The 16,936-nt window shown below is 45.2% G+C and carries 15 protein-coding genes and 1 pseudogene; 14 read left to right on the top strand and 2 right to left on the bottom strand.

Features of this window, described 5'->3' with window-relative positions:
* Window positions 1–2 precede the first annotated feature (2 nt).
* Window positions 3–749 carry a TolC family protein gene (locus ACNOGP_RS16605; protein ID WP_186967514.1) on the bottom strand — a complete coding sequence of 249 codons (747 nt, stop codon included), beginning with the start codon at window positions 747–749 and terminating at the stop codon, window positions 3–5.
* 125 nt (window positions 750–874) lie between these two features.
* Window positions 875–2,062 carry a BamA/TamA family outer membrane protein gene (locus ACNOGP_RS16600; protein WP_418214772.1) on the bottom strand — a complete coding sequence of 396 codons (1,188 nt, stop codon included), beginning with the start codon at window positions 2,060–2,062 and terminating at the stop codon, window positions 875–877.
* Window positions 2,063–2,341: 279 nt separating this feature from the next.
* On the opposite strand from ACNOGP_RS16600, the gene ACNOGP_RS16595 reads away from it, so the two are divergent.
* The 14 genes and pseudogenes from ACNOGP_RS16595 (at window position 2,342) to ACNOGP_RS16530 (ending at window position 16,913) form a co-directional block, all read left to right on the top strand.
* The gene (locus ACNOGP_RS16595) at window positions 2,342–3,691 is read left to right on the top strand and encodes a Na(+)-translocating NADH-quinone reductase subunit A (protein ID WP_143864549.1); all 1,350 of its coding nucleotides are present in this window, start codon (window positions 2,342–2,344) and stop codon (window positions 3,689–3,691) included.
* A gap of 55 nt (window positions 3,692–3,746) precedes the next feature.
* Window positions 3,747–4,919 (top strand): NADH:ubiquinone reductase (Na(+)-transporting) subunit B, encoded by a 1,173-nt coding sequence (locus tag ACNOGP_RS16590; RefSeq protein ID WP_007759868.1) that lies wholly within the window; start codon window positions 3,747–3,749, stop codon window positions 4,917–4,919.
* Between the two features lie 13 nt (window positions 4,920–4,932).
* Window positions 4,933–5,607, top strand: a complete 675-nt coding sequence (locus ACNOGP_RS16585; RefSeq protein WP_418213244.1) for a Na(+)-translocating NADH-quinone reductase subunit C — start codon at window positions 4,933–4,935, stop codon at window positions 5,605–5,607.
* A gap of 21 nt (window positions 5,608–5,628) precedes the next feature.
* The gene (locus ACNOGP_RS16580; RefSeq protein ID WP_007753212.1) at window positions 5,629–6,270 is read left to right on the top strand and encodes an NADH:ubiquinone reductase (Na(+)-transporting) subunit D; all 642 of its coding nucleotides are present in this window, start codon (window positions 5,629–5,631) and stop codon (window positions 6,268–6,270) included.
* Between the two features lie 30 nt (window positions 6,271–6,300).
* Complete coding sequence (gene nqrE / locus ACNOGP_RS16575; RefSeq protein ID WP_007753211.1) at window positions 6,301–6,927, top strand: NADH:ubiquinone reductase (Na(+)-transporting) subunit E; 627 nt, start codon at window positions 6,301–6,303, stop codon at window positions 6,925–6,927.
* 19 nt (window positions 6,928–6,946) lie between these two features.
* Window positions 6,947–8,221, top strand: coding sequence for an NADH:ubiquinone reductase (Na(+)-transporting) subunit F (gene nqrF / locus ACNOGP_RS16570; protein WP_007759870.1), 1,275 nt, complete (start codon window positions 6,947–6,949; stop codon window positions 8,219–8,221).
* A gap of 122 nt (window positions 8,222–8,343) precedes the next feature.
* A complete protein-coding gene (locus tag ACNOGP_RS16565; RefSeq protein ID WP_418213243.1) occupies window positions 8,344–9,678 on the top strand; it encodes a DEAD/DEAH box helicase in 1,335 nt (444 codons plus the stop codon).
* 186 nt (window positions 9,679–9,864) lie between these two features.
* Window positions 9,865–10,932: a 3-phosphoserine/phosphohydroxythreonine transaminase gene (serC, locus tag ACNOGP_RS16560; RefSeq protein ID WP_007753195.1), complete on the top strand. Its 1,068-nt coding sequence runs from the start codon at window positions 9,865–9,867 to the stop codon at window positions 10,930–10,932.
* A gap of 109 nt (window positions 10,933–11,041) precedes the next feature.
* Entirely contained in the window at window positions 11,042–11,962 is a 921-nt protein-coding gene (locus tag ACNOGP_RS16555) for an NAD(P)-dependent oxidoreductase (protein WP_418213242.1), read from the top strand.
* 162 nt (window positions 11,963–12,124) lie between these two features.
* Window positions 12,125–13,372, top strand: a complete 1,248-nt coding sequence (locus ACNOGP_RS16550) for a DUF1015 domain-containing protein (protein WP_418213241.1) — start codon at window positions 12,125–12,127, stop codon at window positions 13,370–13,372.
* A gap of 234 nt (window positions 13,373–13,606) precedes the next feature.
* Complete coding sequence (locus ACNOGP_RS16545) at window positions 13,607–14,224, top strand: IMPACT family protein (protein ID WP_007753183.1); 618 nt, start codon at window positions 13,607–13,609, stop codon at window positions 14,222–14,224.
* Window positions 14,225–14,303: 79 nt separating this feature from the next.
* Window positions 14,304–15,082: pseudogene (locus ACNOGP_RS16540) on the top strand (C39 family peptidase).
* 104 nt (window positions 15,083–15,186) lie between these two features.
* On the top strand, window positions 15,187–16,272 hold the full coding sequence (locus tag ACNOGP_RS16535; protein ID WP_418213240.1) for an HpaII family restriction endonuclease: 1,086 nt from the start codon (window positions 15,187–15,189) through the stop codon (window positions 16,270–16,272).
* A gap of 71 nt (window positions 16,273–16,343) precedes the next feature.
* Complete coding sequence (locus ACNOGP_RS16530) at window positions 16,344–16,913, top strand: nitroreductase family protein (protein WP_418213239.1); 570 nt, start codon at window positions 16,344–16,346, stop codon at window positions 16,911–16,913.
* Window positions 16,914–16,936: the final 23 nt, after the last annotated feature.

Here is a 16,936-nt window from a genome sequence, read left to right as displayed (position 1 = left end):
TTTTATTTTCGTATAATGGGCGTGCGTGAAATAATTTCAAGCATCATGAGACTCTTGGTTAACTCAAATTTGCTCTTTTCGTATGCTTCACGGGCTTGCGACTGCCTTTCCTTGTCTGTCGCCAAGTCGGTGGATTCGATGGTTCCGTTGGCAAAATTCTTTTCGGAAATCTCATATTGCACGTTCGCCAGCACCAGACCCTCGCTTCGCATCTGAAGGACTTTGATCTGTGATGTAGCCATCGCGTACATTTCGATTATGTTCTTCTTGATCTCGTCGTATTTGATTTCCCGCTCAAGCTCCGCGCTCTTCAGATTGAGCTTCTGACGACTGACACGCGCCTTGAGGTCAAACAGGTCGTCCAACGGGATGCTGACTCCCGCTCCTACCGTATATCCGTTCTGGGCTTGGGTGGAGTAGGTGGGGTATGGCTCTACGTAAACGTCTGTATAGGTGGATTCGTTGCCGAAAGTACCGTATTGGTAGCTTCCCCGCAGACTGAAGAATCCGAGAAATGCACGCTTTTCTTTCGCCAGCAGTTTGCGCTCTACCGCCGCTTTGACATCTGCCATCTCATAGATGGGATTGTCTTTGGCATTCTCAAACAGGACGGAGAGTGGGGGAAGAGTGATATTGCTGTAATCTTCTTCGCTTAATTGAGTATAATCACTGACCTCTTGCGCAACGATCGGTGTGTTGGAGGTGAATAAAAGGAGTAATCCTAAACAGATATATATAATTTGTTTCATAAAATAACCCTGTTATTTGCTTCTGCTGTGTTCTGTTGTGACATAGCTTGCGCAAATATAAGGATTAATTTCATTTATGAACAGACTTTTGTTGTCAATTTTGCATTCTTTCTTGTTAATTTGTGCTAGAAGGCCTCCGTCATGTTGAAATAGAACAAATTCTGCTTGTTCACCATGTCTCTTCCCAAGTCGAGACGTACGTTCATGCGGGGCTGGACTTCTATGCGCAGGCCGACTCCGAGATTAGGCAGGACGCCTTCTATCTTTCCCGGTGTGGGTCCCATGAATCCGCAGCCTCCCCAAGCCACATATCCTATGTGGTTCAACATCTTTTTGATCCATGTGCTTTTGTCTGTATTTATCATCTGGCGGTATTCAGCCATCATTACATGAGAGGACTTGTCGCGGAACTGTCCCATGTAATAGCCGCGAAGGTCGAAAGGGGTTCCGCTCAATACATATTTCGTCAAGGGGACGTCTCCGAATGCGTTTTTGCTCTGCACGGTCCAGGCGAGAACTTTCCGCTTTCCGACCGTTTTGTATTGGCGGTAGTCTATCTCCAGACGGTAAAAATTATCGTCACCTCCGAAAGCTTTGCTGTACATCATCCCCCGAAAATCGAGGTAAGTGCCCCGATAGGCATTGGCGGGTACATCGCGTGTGTCGTAGGTCAGCAGGAATCCGAGTCCCGAACTGAAATTGGTGTATCCATGTTCCGTACCGCCTGCCGCGATATATGACGGTTGCTCGACCATTCCCGCCGCCGGTTTGGTAATCTTGTCGTAGTTCAAGTCAACCTGGGGACCTGCGAAGAAATCGCTTTCCCCCAACCGGAACAGAAACCACGGATTCACCTGAATGCCGCTGTATCGGTATTCACTCGTATCTTCCCCTCGCGGATAGTCCTTGTTTGTGCCATATCCGATACCGTAGAAGTTTTCGATGGTGTTTTTGTAGGAGAAAGTGCCGAATATGCGGAAACGGTCGCCTTTGAAGAAGAGTTGCGGCTTTGTCATGAGATTGAGCCCTCCGTTGAATATCAACGCGATGGACATGGGTACGACGGAACGTCTCTGGGTGGTGTCGCTCGGGTTCATCCGGAACGTCATCAATGCGCTACCGCCCACCAGAAAACCGAAATCGGGTGTGTAGCTGGGACCTCCCAGAATGTTGTAATGTAAATTCCGTTTCGCCACACGCTGGCGGCGTAACTCACGTTTGGTATCTTTTACCGTCCTTGTACTGTCTGTCTGTGCCAGCATGACATCGATGGGCAACAATGCCATCCATATACCTATTATATATTTCTTCATCTTGTAGAGCTTCGGCTGTTTCATATTCTTTCTTAATTTCAGGGTACAAAGAAAACGCTTTTATTCTGATTAGTTTTCATATTCATAGATAATAAATGTAAATTCGCTCTTTTTCTTTGCTTCTTTCTTTGCTTTCGGGAGAAAAGAAAGATGGGGTACGTGTGCGAACACGAAGATAATTACGGAAAAATCTCCGTAATTACTCCCTTTTTTCCTCCCGAATCCCAATCTTATTTATTACTTTTGCGGCAAATTTATGAAACCATTATTTTATATAGCATGGCAAATGTAATAAAGTTACGCAAAGGCCTTGACATAAACCTGAAAGGTAAAGCTGCTGAAACGTACACAACAGTGAAGGAGCCGGGTTTTTACGCCCTCGTGCCCGATGATTTTCCTGGTGTGACACCGAAGGTGGTCGTAAAGGAACAGGAATATGTGATGGCCGGTGGACCCTTGTTTATCGACAAGTATCATCCTGAAATTAAATTTGTTTCGCCCGTGAGCGGCGTAGTGACGAGTGTAGAGCGTGGAGCTCGTCGTAAGGTGTTGAACATCGTGGTAGAAGCTGCTACTGAGCAGGACTACGAGGAATTTGGCAAGAAGAATGTGGCAACGATGGATGCGGAGGCTGTAAAGAACGCTTTGCTGGAAGCCGGTCTTTTCGCATTTATCAGACAACGTCCTTATGACATTATCGCAGATCCGACGGTGACTCCGAAAGGTATCTTCGTTTCTGCTTTCGATACCAACCCGTTGGCACCCGATTTTGAGTTTGCTCTGAAAGGCGAGGAAGCAAATTTCCAGACAGGACTCGATGCACTCGCCAAACTGGCAAAAACTTATCTGAGTATCAGCGTGAAACAGAATGCTGCCGCTCTGACGCAGGCCAAGAACGTTACAATCACCGCATTCGACGGACCGAACCCCGCCGGTAACGTGGGTGTGCAGATCAACCATCTCGACCCTGTCTCTAAGGGAGAAACGGTATGGACTATTGATCCGCAAGCTGTTATCTTCATCGGCCGTCTTTTCAATACCGGTCGTGTGGATTTCACCCGTACGGTGGCAGTGACAGGTTCCGAAGTGCTGAAACCTGCTTACTGCAAACTTCAGGTAGGGGCGCTGCTCACCAACGTGTTTGCCGGCAATGTCACTAAGGACAAGGACTTGCGCTATATCAGCGGTAATGTGCTGACTGGAAAGCAGGTGTCTCCGAACGGATTCCTGGGAGCGTTCCACAGCCAGTTGACGGTGATTCCCGAAGGGGATGATATTCATGAAATGCTCGGATGGATCATGCCGCGTTTCAATCAGTTCAGCGCCAACCGCTCATATTTCAGTTGGCTGATGGGCAAGAAGGAGTATACATTGGATGCCCGCGTGAAAGGTGGCGAACGCCACATGATCATGTCCGGTGAGTACGACAAGGTATTCCCGATGGATATCCTGCCCGAATATCTGATTAAGGCTATCATCGCCGGTGATATCGACCGTATGGAAGCGCTTGGTATCTACGAAGTCGCACCCGAAGATTTCGCTCTCTGCGAATTCGTCTGCTCTTCGAAGATGGAGCTGCAACGCATCGTTCGTGCCGGACTCGATATGCTGCGAGCTGAAATGGCATAATCGCCCGACTGTCGGCAAATAGTAAATTGTAAATAGTAAAATAGTAAATATATTAATGAAAGCGTTAAGAAATTATCTCGATAAGATAAAGCCGAACTTTGAAGAAGGCGGCAAATTCCACGCATTCCAGTCGGTGTTCGACGGCTTCGAAACATTCCTGTTCGTGCCCAGCAAGACTGCGAAAACGGGAACGCACATACACGACGCAATCGATAGCAAACGCATCATGTCGATTGTGGTTATTTCGTTGATACCGGCTCTCTTGTTCGGTATGTACAACGTAGGTTATCAGCATTTCACTCACACGGGCGCTACCGGTAGTTTCTTTGAGATGTTTATCTACGGATTCCTGGCAGTGTTGCCGAAAATTATCGTATCATACGTGGTAGGTCTGGGTATTGAGTTCGTTGTGGCTCAATGGAAGAAGGAGGAGATTCAGGAAGGATTCCTCGTTTCCGGTATCCTGATCCCGATGATCGTTCCGGTGGACTGTCCGCTGTGGATTCTTGCCGTAGCTACCGCATTCTCTGTGATCTTCGCGAAAGAGGTTTTCGGCGGTACGGGTATGAATATCTTTAATGTGGCATTGATCACTCGCGCATTCCTGTTTTTCGCATATCCGACCAAGATGTCCGGTGATGCCGTTTGGGTATCGGGCGACAGTATCTTCGGTTTGGGACAGACGGTGGATGGATTGACGGTTGCCACTCCGCTCGGTGTGGCCGCTACGTCGGGCACTGCTCCTGCGTTCAATATGGATATGGTGATCGGTCTGATTCCCGGTTCTATCGGCGAGACGAGCGTGATCGCTATCTTGATCGGCGCCGTTATCCTTCTGTGGACAGGCGTGGCAAGCTGGAAAACTATGATTTCCGTATTTGTAGGTGGCGCGTTCATGGCATGGGTATTCAACGCGATCGGCATGGAAGGCAATGCTATGGCAAATATGCCGTGGTACGAACATCTTGTGCTCGGCGGTTTCTGTTTCGGTGCCGTATTTATGGCTACCGACCCCGTAACGTCCGCACGTACTGAAAAAGGCAAGTATATCTTCGGATTCCTCATCGGTGTGATGGCTGTTGTCATCCGTGTGCTGAACCCGGGTTATCCGGAAGGTATGATGCTCGCCATCCTGTTGATGAACATCTTCGCTCCGTTGATCGACTACTGTGTGGTACAGGGCAATATCAGCCGTCGTGAAAAACGTGCTATCAAGTCTAACCAATAAATACCGAATGAAAATGAATACAAATAGTAACAGTTATACTATCATTTATGCTTCGGTAATGGTTATTATCGTTGCATTCCTTCTGGCATTCGTCAGCTCTTCGCTGAAAGCTACGCAAGACAAGAATGTACAGTTGGATACGAAGAAGCAGATTCTTGCCGCATTGAATATTAAGAATGTGGAGGATGCGGATGCTGAATATAAGAAATATGTGAAAGGCGATATGCTGATGAACGTTGACGGTACGTTGACTGAAAACACCGGAGACTTCATTACGAACTACGAGAAAGAAGCAAAAGAGGAGAATCGTCTTCATGTGTTTGTCTGCGAAGTGGACGGACAGACGAAATATGTAGTTCCTGTTTACGGTGCAGGTCTCTGGGGCGCTATCTGGGGATATGTCGCACTGAATGAGGATAAGGATACTGTATACGGTACTTACTTCTCTCACGCGAGTGAGACTCCGGGTCTGGGCGCTGAGATCGCTACCGACTGGTTCCAACAGGAATTTGTAGGTAAGAAAACATTGGAGAATGGTACTGTTGCCTTAAGCGTGGTGAAACACGGCAAGGTAGAGAAAGCCGACTATCAGGTGGACGGTATCTCCGGTGGTACAATCACTTCGGTAGGTGTGGACACTATGCTGAAAGAGTGTTTGAAAGAGTACGTGAATTTTTTAACTAAATAATAAGGAGGAGAAAAATAGAATATGGGACAATTGTTTTCAAAGAAGAATAAAGAAGTATTCTCTGCTCCGTTGGGAATAGATAATCCGGTAACCGTACAGGTGCTCGGTATCTGTTCCGCACTTGCCGTTACCGCAAAACTGGAGCCTGCTATCGTGATGGGACTTTCGGTTACGGTTATTACGGCGTTTTCTAACGTGGTGATTTCATTGTTGCGCAAAACCATTCCTAACCGTATCCGTATCATCGTTCAGTTGGTTGTGGTAGCTGCGTTGGTGACTATCGTAAGCGAGATCCTGAAAGCATTTGCATACGATGTAAGCGTGCAGCTTTCTGTATATGTTGGTCTGATCATTACCAACTGTATCCTGATGGGACGCCTGGAAGCATTTGCCATGCAGAACGGTCCTTGGGAATCTTTCCTGGATGGTGTAGGTAACGGATTGGGTTACGCCAAGATTCTTGTTATCGTTGCGTTCTTCCGCGAACTGCTGGGTTCGGGAACATTGCTCGGTTTCAACATCTTGAACTACGAGCCTATTCAGAAAATCGGATACGTGAACAACGGTCTGATGTTGATGCCTCCGATGGCGCTGATTATCGTCGCTTGCATTATCTGGTACCAACGTTCACGTCACAAAGAACTGCAGGAAGAAAGTAATTAATTCTTCATTCTTAATTCTTAATTAAAAGATATGGAACATTTATTAAGCTTATTCGTCCGCTCTATCTTTGTGGACAACATGATATTCGCGTTCTTCTTGGGTATGTGTTCATACCTGGCTGTATCGAAGAATGTGAAGACTGCCGTAGGACTGGGTATCGCCGTGACTTTCGTGTTGCTGGTGACGCTCCCGGTCAACTATCTGTTGCAGACTAAGGTGCTGGCTGCCAACGCTATCATCGAAGGTGTCGACCTTAGTTTCTTGAGTTTTATTCTTTTCATTGCCGTTATTGCCGGTATCGTGCAATTGGTGGAGATGGTGGTGGAACGTTTCAGCCCTTCGCTGTACGCTTCATTGGGTATCTTCCTTCCGCTGATTGCCGTTAACTGTGCTATCATGGGTGCTTCTCTGTTTATGCAACAACGTATCAACCTAGGTCCGAGCGATCCGAAATATATCGGTGACATCTGGGATGCTATCTCATACGCGTTGGGTTCGGGTATCGGTTGGTTGCTGGCTATCGTTGGTCTGGCTGCTATCCGTGAGAAGATGGCTTACTCTGACGTGCCTGCTCCGTTGAAGGGCTTGGGTATCACATTTATCACAGTAGGTCTGATGGCAATCGCATTTATGTGTTTCTCTGGTTTGAACATCTAATAAAGAAAGGAATAAGACAATGGATATGAATTTAATATTAGCGAGCATTGGGGTATTCCTTGTGGTTATTCTCTTGCTTGTGGTTATCCTGTTGGTTGCCAAGAACTTCCTGGTGCCGTCAGGTGACGTGAAACTGACAATTAATGGCGAAAAGGAACTGGAAGTGGCTTCCGGCTCTACTTTGCTGAATACGCTGTCTGTGAATGGTATATTCCTGTCATCCGCTTGTGGTGGTAAGGGTTCTTGCGGACAGTGCAAATGCCAGGTGCTCGAAGGTGGTGGCGAGATCCTTCCTTCGGAAATTCCTCACTTCAGCCGCAAACAGCAGCAAGATCATTGGCGTCTGGGCTGCCAGGTGAAAGTGAAAGGGGATATGTCTATCAAGATTGATGAGTCTATACTTGGCGTAAAAGAGTGGGAGTGCGAGGTTATCTCCAACAAGAACGTGGCTACATTTATCAAAGAGTTTATCGTTGCTTTGCCTAAGGGCGAACACATGGACTTTATTCCGGGTTCTTACGCGCAGATCAAGATTCCTAAATTCTCAATGGACTATGACAAGGATATTGATAAGAGTCTGATCGGTGACGAATACTTGCCTGCATGGGAGAAATTCGGTCTGATGGGATTGAAATGTAGAAATGACGAAGAGACGATTCGTGCCTATTCTATGGCGAACTATCCTGCCGAAGGTGACCGTATCATGTTGACAGTACGTATCGCTACTCCTCCGTTCAAACCGAAAGATCAGGGACCTGGATTTATGGATGTGATGCCGGGTATCGCTTCTTCTTATATCTTTACCTTGAAACCGGGTGACAAGGTAATCATGAGTGGTCCTTACGGAGACTTCCACCCGATCTTCAATTCCGACAAGGAAATGATGTGGATCGGTGGTGGCGCCGGTATGGCTCCGTTGCGTGCGCAAATCATGCACTTGACGAAGACGTTGCATACTACCGACCGCAAGATGTCTTACTTCTATGGTGCCCGTGCCTTGAACGAAGTGTTCTACTTGGAAGACTTCCTGCAAATCGAAAAGGATTTCCCGAACTTCTCATTCCATCTGGCACTTGACCGTCCGGATCCTGCTGCCGACGCCGCAGGTGTGAAGTATACTCCGGGATTCGTTCATAATGTGATTTATGAAACTTACTTGAAGAATCACGAAGCTCCTGAAGATATTGAATACTATATGTGTGGTCCTGGCCCGATGTCGAAAGCCGTTGAGAAAATGCTCGACGATCTCGGTGTTCCGGCACAGAACTTGATGTTCGATAACTTCGGAGGATAGTATCTGAGAAGTGTCAGACCGGTCGGTAGGACGATCGGCGGATAATATAAGACAGAGCGGGAAATCTGAAAAAGCCGATGTGCTTCTCAGATTTCCCGCTTCTTTTTGTTATCTTTGTCGCCATGTTAGAGAAAAATGAAATTATACAGTCAGCCCTTCACAACCTGAAGATTGAAGAGTTGAATCCGATGCAGGAAGCGTCACTGGAACAGGCTACCGGAAGGAAAGACGTTATCTTGTTGTCGCCGACCGGGTCGGGAAAGACACTTGCCTATTTGTTGCCTTTATTGCTCACACTAAAACCTGACAATGACAATGTACAGGTTTTGATTCTGGTTCCTTCACGTGAGCTGGCTCTGCAGATTGATAGTGTATTTAAGGCAATGGGAACTGCTTGGAAGACCTGTTGTTGCTACGGCGGACATCCTATCGCGGAAGAAAAGAAGAGTATATCAGGCAATCATCCCGCTATTATTATCGGTACTCCGGGACGTATTACCGACCATCTGTCTAAAGGAAATTTCAATCCCGAAACGATTGAAACTTTGATCATCGATGAATTTGATAAATCATTAGAATTCGGTTTCCATGATGAGATGGCGGAGATTATCACACAACTGCCCGGACTGAAAAAGCAGATGTTGCTTTCTGCAACCGACGCAGAAGAGATCCCGGAATTTACAGGGCTGAACCGCACAGTCAGACTGAACTTCTTGCCGGATGCTGCCGACGAACAGAAGTCCCGTTTGAAATTGATGAAAGTACTTTCTCCGGCAAAAGATAAAGTTGATACTTTATACAATCTGCTTTGCACATTGGGAAGCAGTTCGAGCATTGTTTTCTGCAATCATCGGGATGCGGTGGATCGTGTGCAAAAACTGCTGGCGGATAAGAAACTGTTTGCCGAACGTTTTCATGGCGGTATGGAACAGCCGGATCGTGAGCGGGCATTATATAAGTTCCGTAACGGCAGTTGCCACGTGTTGATATCTACCGACTTGGCTGCCCGTGGATTGGATATTCCGGAGATTGAGCACATCATCCACTATCACTTGCCCGTGAATGAGGAAGCCTTTACGCATCGGAACGGGCGTACGGCACGTTGGGACGCTACCGGAACTTCTTATTTGATTCTTCATGCCGAGGAGAAACTCCCTGCCTATATCCCGGAAGATATGGAAACCGTCGCATTGCCGGAAAATCCACCCCGTCCGCCCAAATCTGTTTGGAGTACTATATATATAGGTAAGGGCAAGAAGGAAAAACTAAGCAAAATGGACATTGCCGGATTCTTGTATAAGAAAGGTAATCTGACTCGTGAAGATGTAGGAGCGATAGATGTGAAAGAGCATTATGCTTTTGTCGCTGTCCGGCGTGCAAAGGTCAAACAACTCCTGAATCTGATTCAAGGCGAGAAGATAAAAGGTATGAAAACCATTATTGAGGAGGCAAAGTAGGATAGGTTGACATCTACGGATAACAATATGGTGTATATATCCTGTATAAACCAATAAAAAGAAAGGAAAATCTGCTTTAAAACAGTATTTTTATAAGGAAAGATTTGTGCGGCGGAAATAAATTCGTAAATTCGCAAGGTCAAAAGACAAAAGTAACGAAATTGTTAAACCAAAAACAAACTTCAAATGAAAAAGCATAATTTCAATGCAGGACCTTCCATTCTTCCGCGTGAGGTGATAGAGGATACAGCGAAGGCTATTTTAGATTTCAACGGCTCTGGTCTCTCTTTGATGGAAATCAGCCACCGCGCCAAAGACTTCCAACCTGTGGTTGACGAAGCAGAGGCATTATTCAAGGAATTACTTAATATCCCCGAAGGCTATTCGGTACTGTTCCTGGGTGGAGGTGCTAGTATGGAGTTCTGCATGGTTCCTTATAACTTCCTGGAAAAAAAGGCTGCTTATCTGAACACAGGTGTGTGGGCTAAAAAAGCGATGAAAGAAGCTAAAGGATTTGGTGAAGTTGTAGAAGTTGCTTCCTCTGCTGAAGCTACATATACTTATATCCCCAAAGATTATACAATCCCGGCAGATGCAGATTATTTCCACATTACTACTAACAACACCATTTACGGTACGGAATTAAAGAAAGATCTTGATTCTCCGGTTCCTATGGTTGCCGATATGTCTTCTGACATTTTCTCACGTCCGATCGACGTTTCCAAATATATCTGTATTTATGGTGGTGCACAGAAGAATCTGGCTCCTGCCGGTGTGACATTCGTAATTGTGAAGAATGACGCTGTGGGCAAGGTTTCCCGCTACATCCCGACAATGTTGAATTATCAGACTCACATTGATGGTGGTTCTATGTTCAATACTCCTCCTGTTGTGCCTATCTACGCTGCATTGCTGACTTTGCGCTGGATCAAAGCACAGGGTGGTGTGAAAGAAATGGAACGTCGTGCTATCGAAAAAGCTGATATGTTGTATGCAGAAATCGACCGTAATAAAATGTTCGTGGGTACTGCCGCTAAGGAAGACCGTTCACGCATGAACATCTGTTTCGTAATGGCTCCCGAATACAAAGACCTCGAAGCCGACTTCTTGAAGTTTGCTACTGAAAAAGGTATGGTAGGTATCAAGGGACACCGTTCGGTAGGCGGTTTCCGTGCATCTTGCTATAACGCTATGCCGAAAGAAAGCGTGCAGGCATTGATCGATTGTATGCAGGAATTTGAGAAACTTCATTAATATAATTATTTTCACCACAGATTACACGGATTGGCACAGATTTCTAAGGTTCTATAATCTGTGGAAATCTGCGTAATCTGTGGTGAGCCTTTATAAATAGAATCAGAATATGAAAGTACTTGTAGCTACTGAGAAACCGTTTGCTAAAGTTGCAGTAGACGGTATTCGTAAAGAAATAGAAGCAGCCGGATACGAGCTTGCTTTACTTGAGAAATATACAGATAAAGCCCAGTTGCTGGATGCAGTGAAAGATGTTAATGCCATCATTATCCGTAGTGATATTGTTGATGCAGAGGTGCTTGATGCTGCTAAAGAATTGAAAATCGTAGTTCGTGCTGGTGCAGGATATGACAATGTGGACCTGGCCGCTGCCACTGCCCACAATGTATGTGTGATGAACACTCCGGGACAGAACTCGAATGCTGTTGCCGAACTGGCTTTGGGTATGATGGTATATGCTGTCCGCAACTTCTACAACGGTACTTCCGGTACAGAATTGATGGGTAAGAAACTAGGTATTCATGCTTATGGAAACGTAGGTCGTAACGTAGCCCGCGTTGCCAAAGGTTTTGGAATGGAAGTGTATGCTTACGATGCATTCTGCCCGAAAGAAGTAATCGAGAAAGACGGTGTGAAAGCGTTGGATTCTGCAGAAGAACTCTATAAGACTTGCCAAGTAGTGTCATTGCATATCCCTGCAACTGCCGAAACGAAGAATTCTATCAATTATGCTTTGTTGAAGGACATGCCGAAAGGTGCGATGTTGGTCAATACTGCCCGTAAGGAAGTTATCAATGAGGCTGAGCTGATTAAATTGATGGAAGAACGTGCTGACTTCAAATATATCACAGATATTATGCCTGCCGCTAATGCGGAATTTGCAGAGAAGTTTGCCGGACGTTATTTCTCTACTCCGAAGAAGATGGGAGCGCAGACGGCCGAAGCCAATATCAATGCCGGTATTGCTGCCGCTAAACAGATTGTAGGCTTCCTGAAAGATGGTTGCGAGAAATTTAGAGTAAACAAATAAGATTCTGAATAAGTCTACCGGATTTTTCAGGGTAACTATGGTAGTATCTGAATAAAAACAATCCGTTGCAGAATGTCTTTTTTAGAAATAAGTAGTATATTTGAGCCACAGATTTTAAATAAGTCTGTGGCTTTAATTTTTTACATCTAAAATACTAATATCATGGCAATAATTAAACCTTTTAAGGGCATTCGTCCTCCGCAAGACCTGGTAGAGCAGGTCGCTTCACGTCCTTACGACGTATTGAACTCCGAAGAAGCCCGCGTAGAAGCGGAAGGTAACGAAAAGTCTCTTTATCATATCATTAAACCGGAGATTGATTTCCCGGTAGGTACAGACGAGCATGATGAGCGTGTGTATGCCAAAGCTGCCGAGAATTTCCAACTGTTCCAGGATAAAGGCTGGTTGGTGCAGGATGGCAAGGAAAACTATTATATTTATGCCCAGACCATGAACGGGAAAACCCAATATGGATTGGTGGTCGGTGCATACGTTCCCGATTATATGAATGGTATTATCAAAAAACATGAGCTTACCCGTCGTGACAAGGAAGAGGATCGTATGAAACATGTACGTGTGAATAATGCCAACATCGAGCCTGTTTTCTTTGCTTATCCTGATAATGACAAGTTGGACGCAATCATCAAGAAGTATACGGTAGAAAAACCTGTCTACGACTTCATCGCTCCGGGTGACGGCTTCGGTCATACTTTCTGGATTGTTGACCGGGAGGAAGACATTGCCCGTATTACCGAAGAATTTGCTAAAATGCCGGCTCTTTATATTGCCGACGGCCATCATCGTTCCGCCGCCGCCGCATTGGTAGGTGCAGAAAAGGCGAAACAGAATCCGAACCATCGTGGCGACGAAGAGTACAACTACTTTATGGCTGTCTGTTTCCCTGCCAACCAACTGACCATTATCGATTATAATCGTGTAGTGAAAGATCTTAACGGGTTGACTCCCGGACAATTCCTTGATGCGTTAGGCAAAAACTTTATCGTAGAAGAAAAAGGGACAGATATCTACAAGCCTTCCGGTTTGCACAACTTCTCTCTTTATCTGGATAGCAAATGGTACAGCTTGACAGCTAAAGCAGGCACATATAATGACAATGATCCTATCGGTGTGTTGGACGTTACTATCTCTTCCAATTTGATTTTAGATGAAATTTTGGGAATCAAGGATTTACGCTCGGATAAACGCATCGACTTTGTGGGGGGTATCCGTGGCTTGGGAGAGCTCAAGAAGCGTGTGGATAGCGGTGAAATGAAAGTGGCTTTAGCGCTTTATCCCGTATCCATGAAACAGTTGATGGATATTGCCGATACTGGTAATATCATGCCGCCGAAAACCACTTGGTTTGAACCCAAACTCCGTTCGGGACTTGTGATTCATAAGTTGGATTAATAACTGTCATCTTATAACAAGAGCTGATATCTTATAAAATTGAGCGGTCGATCTGTTGCAATCATACGGTTAATTGCGTCAGAACGACCGCTTGTTTCCATGAAAAAGAGCGGTTGTTTATAGCGAAACGACTGCTCCTTTGTGCCACATCAACCGTATATTTGTGGCAAACGTATCATTTAATATTTCCAAACGACAGATGGTATTTTCCGTGTAAAGCCGTATCTTTGCAACATGACTGCTGAAGATACTTATAAAACCATCTCCGAACCCTCTGAAGGTATTTATACGGAAAAGCGAAGCAAGTTTATCGCTATCGCTCTTCCTGTGCGTAGCCTCGATGAAATAAAGGCGCATCTTGAAACGTATCAGAAGAAATACTATGATGCGCGCCATGTGTGTTATGCCTATATGCTCGGAGCGGCACGCAAGGATTTTCGGGCCAATGATAACGGAGAGCCTTCGGGCACTGCAGGAAAACCGATTCTCGGACAAATCAATTCGAACGAGTTGACAGATATATTGATCATTGTAGTCCGTTATTTCGGTGGAATCAAGTTGGGCACAAGCGGATTGATTGTAGCTTACAAGGCTGCTGCTGCCGAAGCCATTGCTGCCGCTACAATCATAGAAAAAACAGTGGACGAGGAAGTGACTGTTATGTTTGAGTATCCTTTTATGAATGATATAATGCGTATCGTGAAGGAAGAAGAACCGGAAATACTCAATCAGTCGTATGATATGGATTGCAGTATGACATTGCGCATTCGTCGTTCGATGATGGCGAAACTGCGTGCCCGGCTGGAAAAGGTAGAAACGGCTCGGATTTTGGATGAAGAAGAAAATCATTGAATGGAAAAGTGCCAATTAATATACTGAAAGTAAAATAGGAGAGAAAGAGAAATTGAACCGGATGAGAAAGAAATATTACATGATATCGAGGTTACTTTTGGTTTTTCTTGTGTGGAACGGTGTACAAGCCTATGCACAGGAAGCTCAAAAGTTTGCTCCCAACAACATACCTGTTCCTTGGTATTCGCAGAAAATAGCGGGATATCCTTATTCGCATTGTTCTCTGGCTTCCTCGTTAATGGTCTTTGATTATTTTAAAGGGATGACGGCTGATACGCAACGCACAGCTCAGGATGCAGAACAGAAACTGATTGAATATCAGCGGAATTACTTTCTGAAAAAGCGCGCTCCTTTCCGTCATCGCACTTCGATAGGGCAAGGAGGATACTATTCTTTTGAAATTGATTCTTTGGCACGCTATTATGAAAACATGATAAGTGCCGAACATTTCCAGCAGAAAGATTATCGGATATTGAAAGATTATATCGATCGTGGTATACCTGTGCTTGTGAATGTGAGATATACAGGTGCGGTTCGTGGTTTGCGTCCCGGTCCGAGAGGACATTGGATGGTACTTCGCGGTATTGATGACAAATATGTGTGGGTGAATGATCCCGGACGTTCACCGGAGATGCGGAGCAAAGGGGAAAACATCTGTTACCCTATTAAGAAACAGCCGGGCAATCCTTCTTATTTTGATGGTTGCTGGACGGGACGATTTATCGTAGTCACTCCCGGAGAATGGATACGGAACTCCCTGTTTGCACAAGTCGGCAAGATCCCTCCGTGGAAGAGGTGACCCATATCCTTCCTCCGGTTGTGCCGCCTGCAATTTTGCCGCAGGTTATCAATCAGTAGGAGTTGCTTATGGCCTATATATATATAAGGAAGATAGCAGTCGCAGAGATAGGATAAAATTAGATTAAGATAAAAACAGTTGTAGCAAAATAAAGAAAAAATATATGGCATTCGAAGCAACTAAAAAAGAATGGTGTGAACTTTATACTTTCTTCCGTTTGTTGGCGGACGGGAGAGTAGCGTTAGGCACGGCGGAAGCAAAGGCAGGAGATATATTCTGGCCTGTTGCAATGATTCAGAGGGAAGAGCATGATGGGACACGTCGGTATTATATTGAGGAAGAGACGATTCGCATCGAAGGGGAAACAGGAGTTAAAACTATGCTTCGTGAAGATTTCGGTATCGTAGCGGACTTGATACTGAAAGCGGTTAAATCCTCTTCGGAAAACGATGTGACCTCTCCGGATGGAGTAGAGGAGTTTCTGGATGAAGCGGCTACCTTCGACTTGGAGGCAAAAACGGAGGATCGCACCGATTTCTCCATTGCATTCTGGCATTCGGAAGCGCCTTTGAGAGGATTTAATGTCCGTTCGCGGTTGAGTGCCATGAATCCATTGTTGGATGGAGGGCGTGCGGCGAATCTTAAGCTGGAGCAGACCGGGATTAAATTTGCTACTCCGACAGTAAACAAGATCAATGCTTTGCCGGAGAACCCTAATGAAGTTGCCGAGCGTATGATGATGATCGAACGTTTGGGAGGAGTGCTTAAATATTCGGATGTGGCCGACCGTGTATTTCGTAGCAATCTTTTGATGATTGATTTGCATTTCCCGCGTGTACTGACAGAGATGGTTCGTATAATGCACCTTGACGGCATATCACGTGTGAGTGAGTTGACGGAGGTTATCAAACAGATGAATCCGCTGAAGATCAAGGATGAACTGATAAACAAGCATAAGTTCTATGAATTTAAAATAAAGCAATTTCTGATGGCATTGGCATTGGGAATGCGTCCTGCAAAGATTTATACCGGGCTGGATTCGGCAGTGGAGGGTATTCTGCTGGTAGATGGTAATGGAGATGTGCTTTGCTACCATAAATCCGAGAAACAAGTGATGGAAGATTTCTTGTTTCTGAATACTCGTTTCGAAAAAGGATCTTTGGAGAAGGATAAATACGGATTTTTGGAGAGGGAGAATGGAGTCTATTATTTCAAACTAAACGCAAAGATCGGATTGGTCAAACGGTAGAAAAAAGTATAAAGTATTGAGACTGTCAAACTAATAATGATGATATACTTATATAAAACACTTGTGCGCCCATGAAAACAAATGAAATTTTAGAAAACATCAAGGCGCGCCGTAGCGTGCGTGCTTATACGGAGCAACAAGTTCCGGAAGAAGATTTGCAGGCAATCCTGGAGGCTGCAACGTATGCTCCGAGTGGAATGCATTTGGAGACATGGCATTTCACTGCTATTCAGAATGTCAGTAAACTGGCAGAACTAAATGAATGCATAAAAGGAGCTTTTGCTAAAAGTGATGATGTCCGTTTGCAGGAACGTGCCCGCAATAAGGCTTATTGCTGTTACTATCATGCTCCGACTTTGGTAATCGTTTCTAACGAACCTACTCAATGGTGGGCGGGTATGGATTGCGCTTGTGCAATAGAGAATATGTTTTTGGCTGCACAGTCTTTAGGTATCGGCTCTTGTTGGATCAATCAGTTAGGTACGACTTGTGATGATCCCGAAGTACGTGAATTTATCACTGCATTGGGAGTACCGGTTAGTCATAAAGTATACGGCTGTGTTGCGTTAGGATATGGCGATCCGAAGATTCCAATGAAAGAGAAGAAGGTAAAAGCGGATACTGTAACTATTGTTAAGTAGAAATCATACTTTCAGATTTACAC

The organism is Bacteroides difficilis, assembly GCF_048319815.1.
Taxonomy (GTDB): Bacteria; Bacteroidota; Bacteroidia; order Bacteroidales; family Bacteroidaceae; genus Bacteroides; species Bacteroides zhangwenhongii.
This window is presented reverse-complemented; position numbering and strand designations above follow the sequence as displayed.

Coding starts and splice junctions, on each gene's coding strand:
- ACNOGP_RS16565 (WP_418213243.1), top strand. CDS start 8,344: ATGTTAGAGAAAAATGAAATTATACAGTCAGCCCTTCACAACCTGAAG.
- nqrE (WP_007753211.1), top strand. CDS start 6,301: ATGGAACATTTATTAAGCTTATTCGTCCGCTCTATCTTTGTGGACAAC.
- ACNOGP_RS16600 (WP_418214772.1), bottom strand. CDS start 2,062: ATGAAGAAATATATAATAGGTATATGGATGGCATTGTTGCCCATCGAT.
- ACNOGP_RS16590 (WP_007759868.1), top strand. CDS start 3,747: ATGAAAGCGTTAAGAAATTATCTCGATAAGATAAAGCCGAACTTTGAA.
- ACNOGP_RS16595 (WP_143864549.1), top strand. CDS start 2,342: ATGGCAAATGTAATAAAGTTACGCAAAGGCCTTGACATAAACCTGAAA.
- ACNOGP_RS16605 (WP_186967514.1), bottom strand. CDS start 749: ATGAAACAAATTATATATATCTGTTTAGGATTACTCCTTTTATTCACC.
- ACNOGP_RS16555 (WP_418213242.1), top strand. CDS start 11,042: ATGAAAGTACTTGTAGCTACTGAGAAACCGTTTGCTAAAGTTGCAGTA.
- ACNOGP_RS16580 (WP_007753212.1), top strand. CDS start 5,629: ATGGGACAATTGTTTTCAAAGAAGAATAAAGAAGTATTCTCTGCTCCG.
- ACNOGP_RS16535 (WP_418213240.1), top strand. CDS start 15,187: ATGGCATTCGAAGCAACTAAAAAAGAATGGTGTGAACTTTATACTTTC.
- ACNOGP_RS16545 (WP_007753183.1), top strand. CDS start 13,607: ATGACTGCTGAAGATACTTATAAAACCATCTCCGAACCCTCTGAAGGT.
- ACNOGP_RS16550 (WP_418213241.1), top strand. CDS start 12,125: ATGGCAATAATTAAACCTTTTAAGGGCATTCGTCCTCCGCAAGACCTG.
- serC (WP_007753195.1), top strand. CDS start 9,865: ATGAAAAAGCATAATTTCAATGCAGGACCTTCCATTCTTCCGCGTGAG.
- nqrF (WP_007759870.1), top strand. CDS start 6,947: ATGGATATGAATTTAATATTAGCGAGCATTGGGGTATTCCTTGTGGTT.
- ACNOGP_RS16585 (WP_418213244.1), top strand. CDS start 4,933: ATGAATACAAATAGTAACAGTTATACTATCATTTATGCTTCGGTAATG.
- ACNOGP_RS16530 (WP_418213239.1), top strand. CDS start 16,344: ATGAAAACAAATGAAATTTTAGAAAACATCAAGGCGCGCCGTAGCGTG.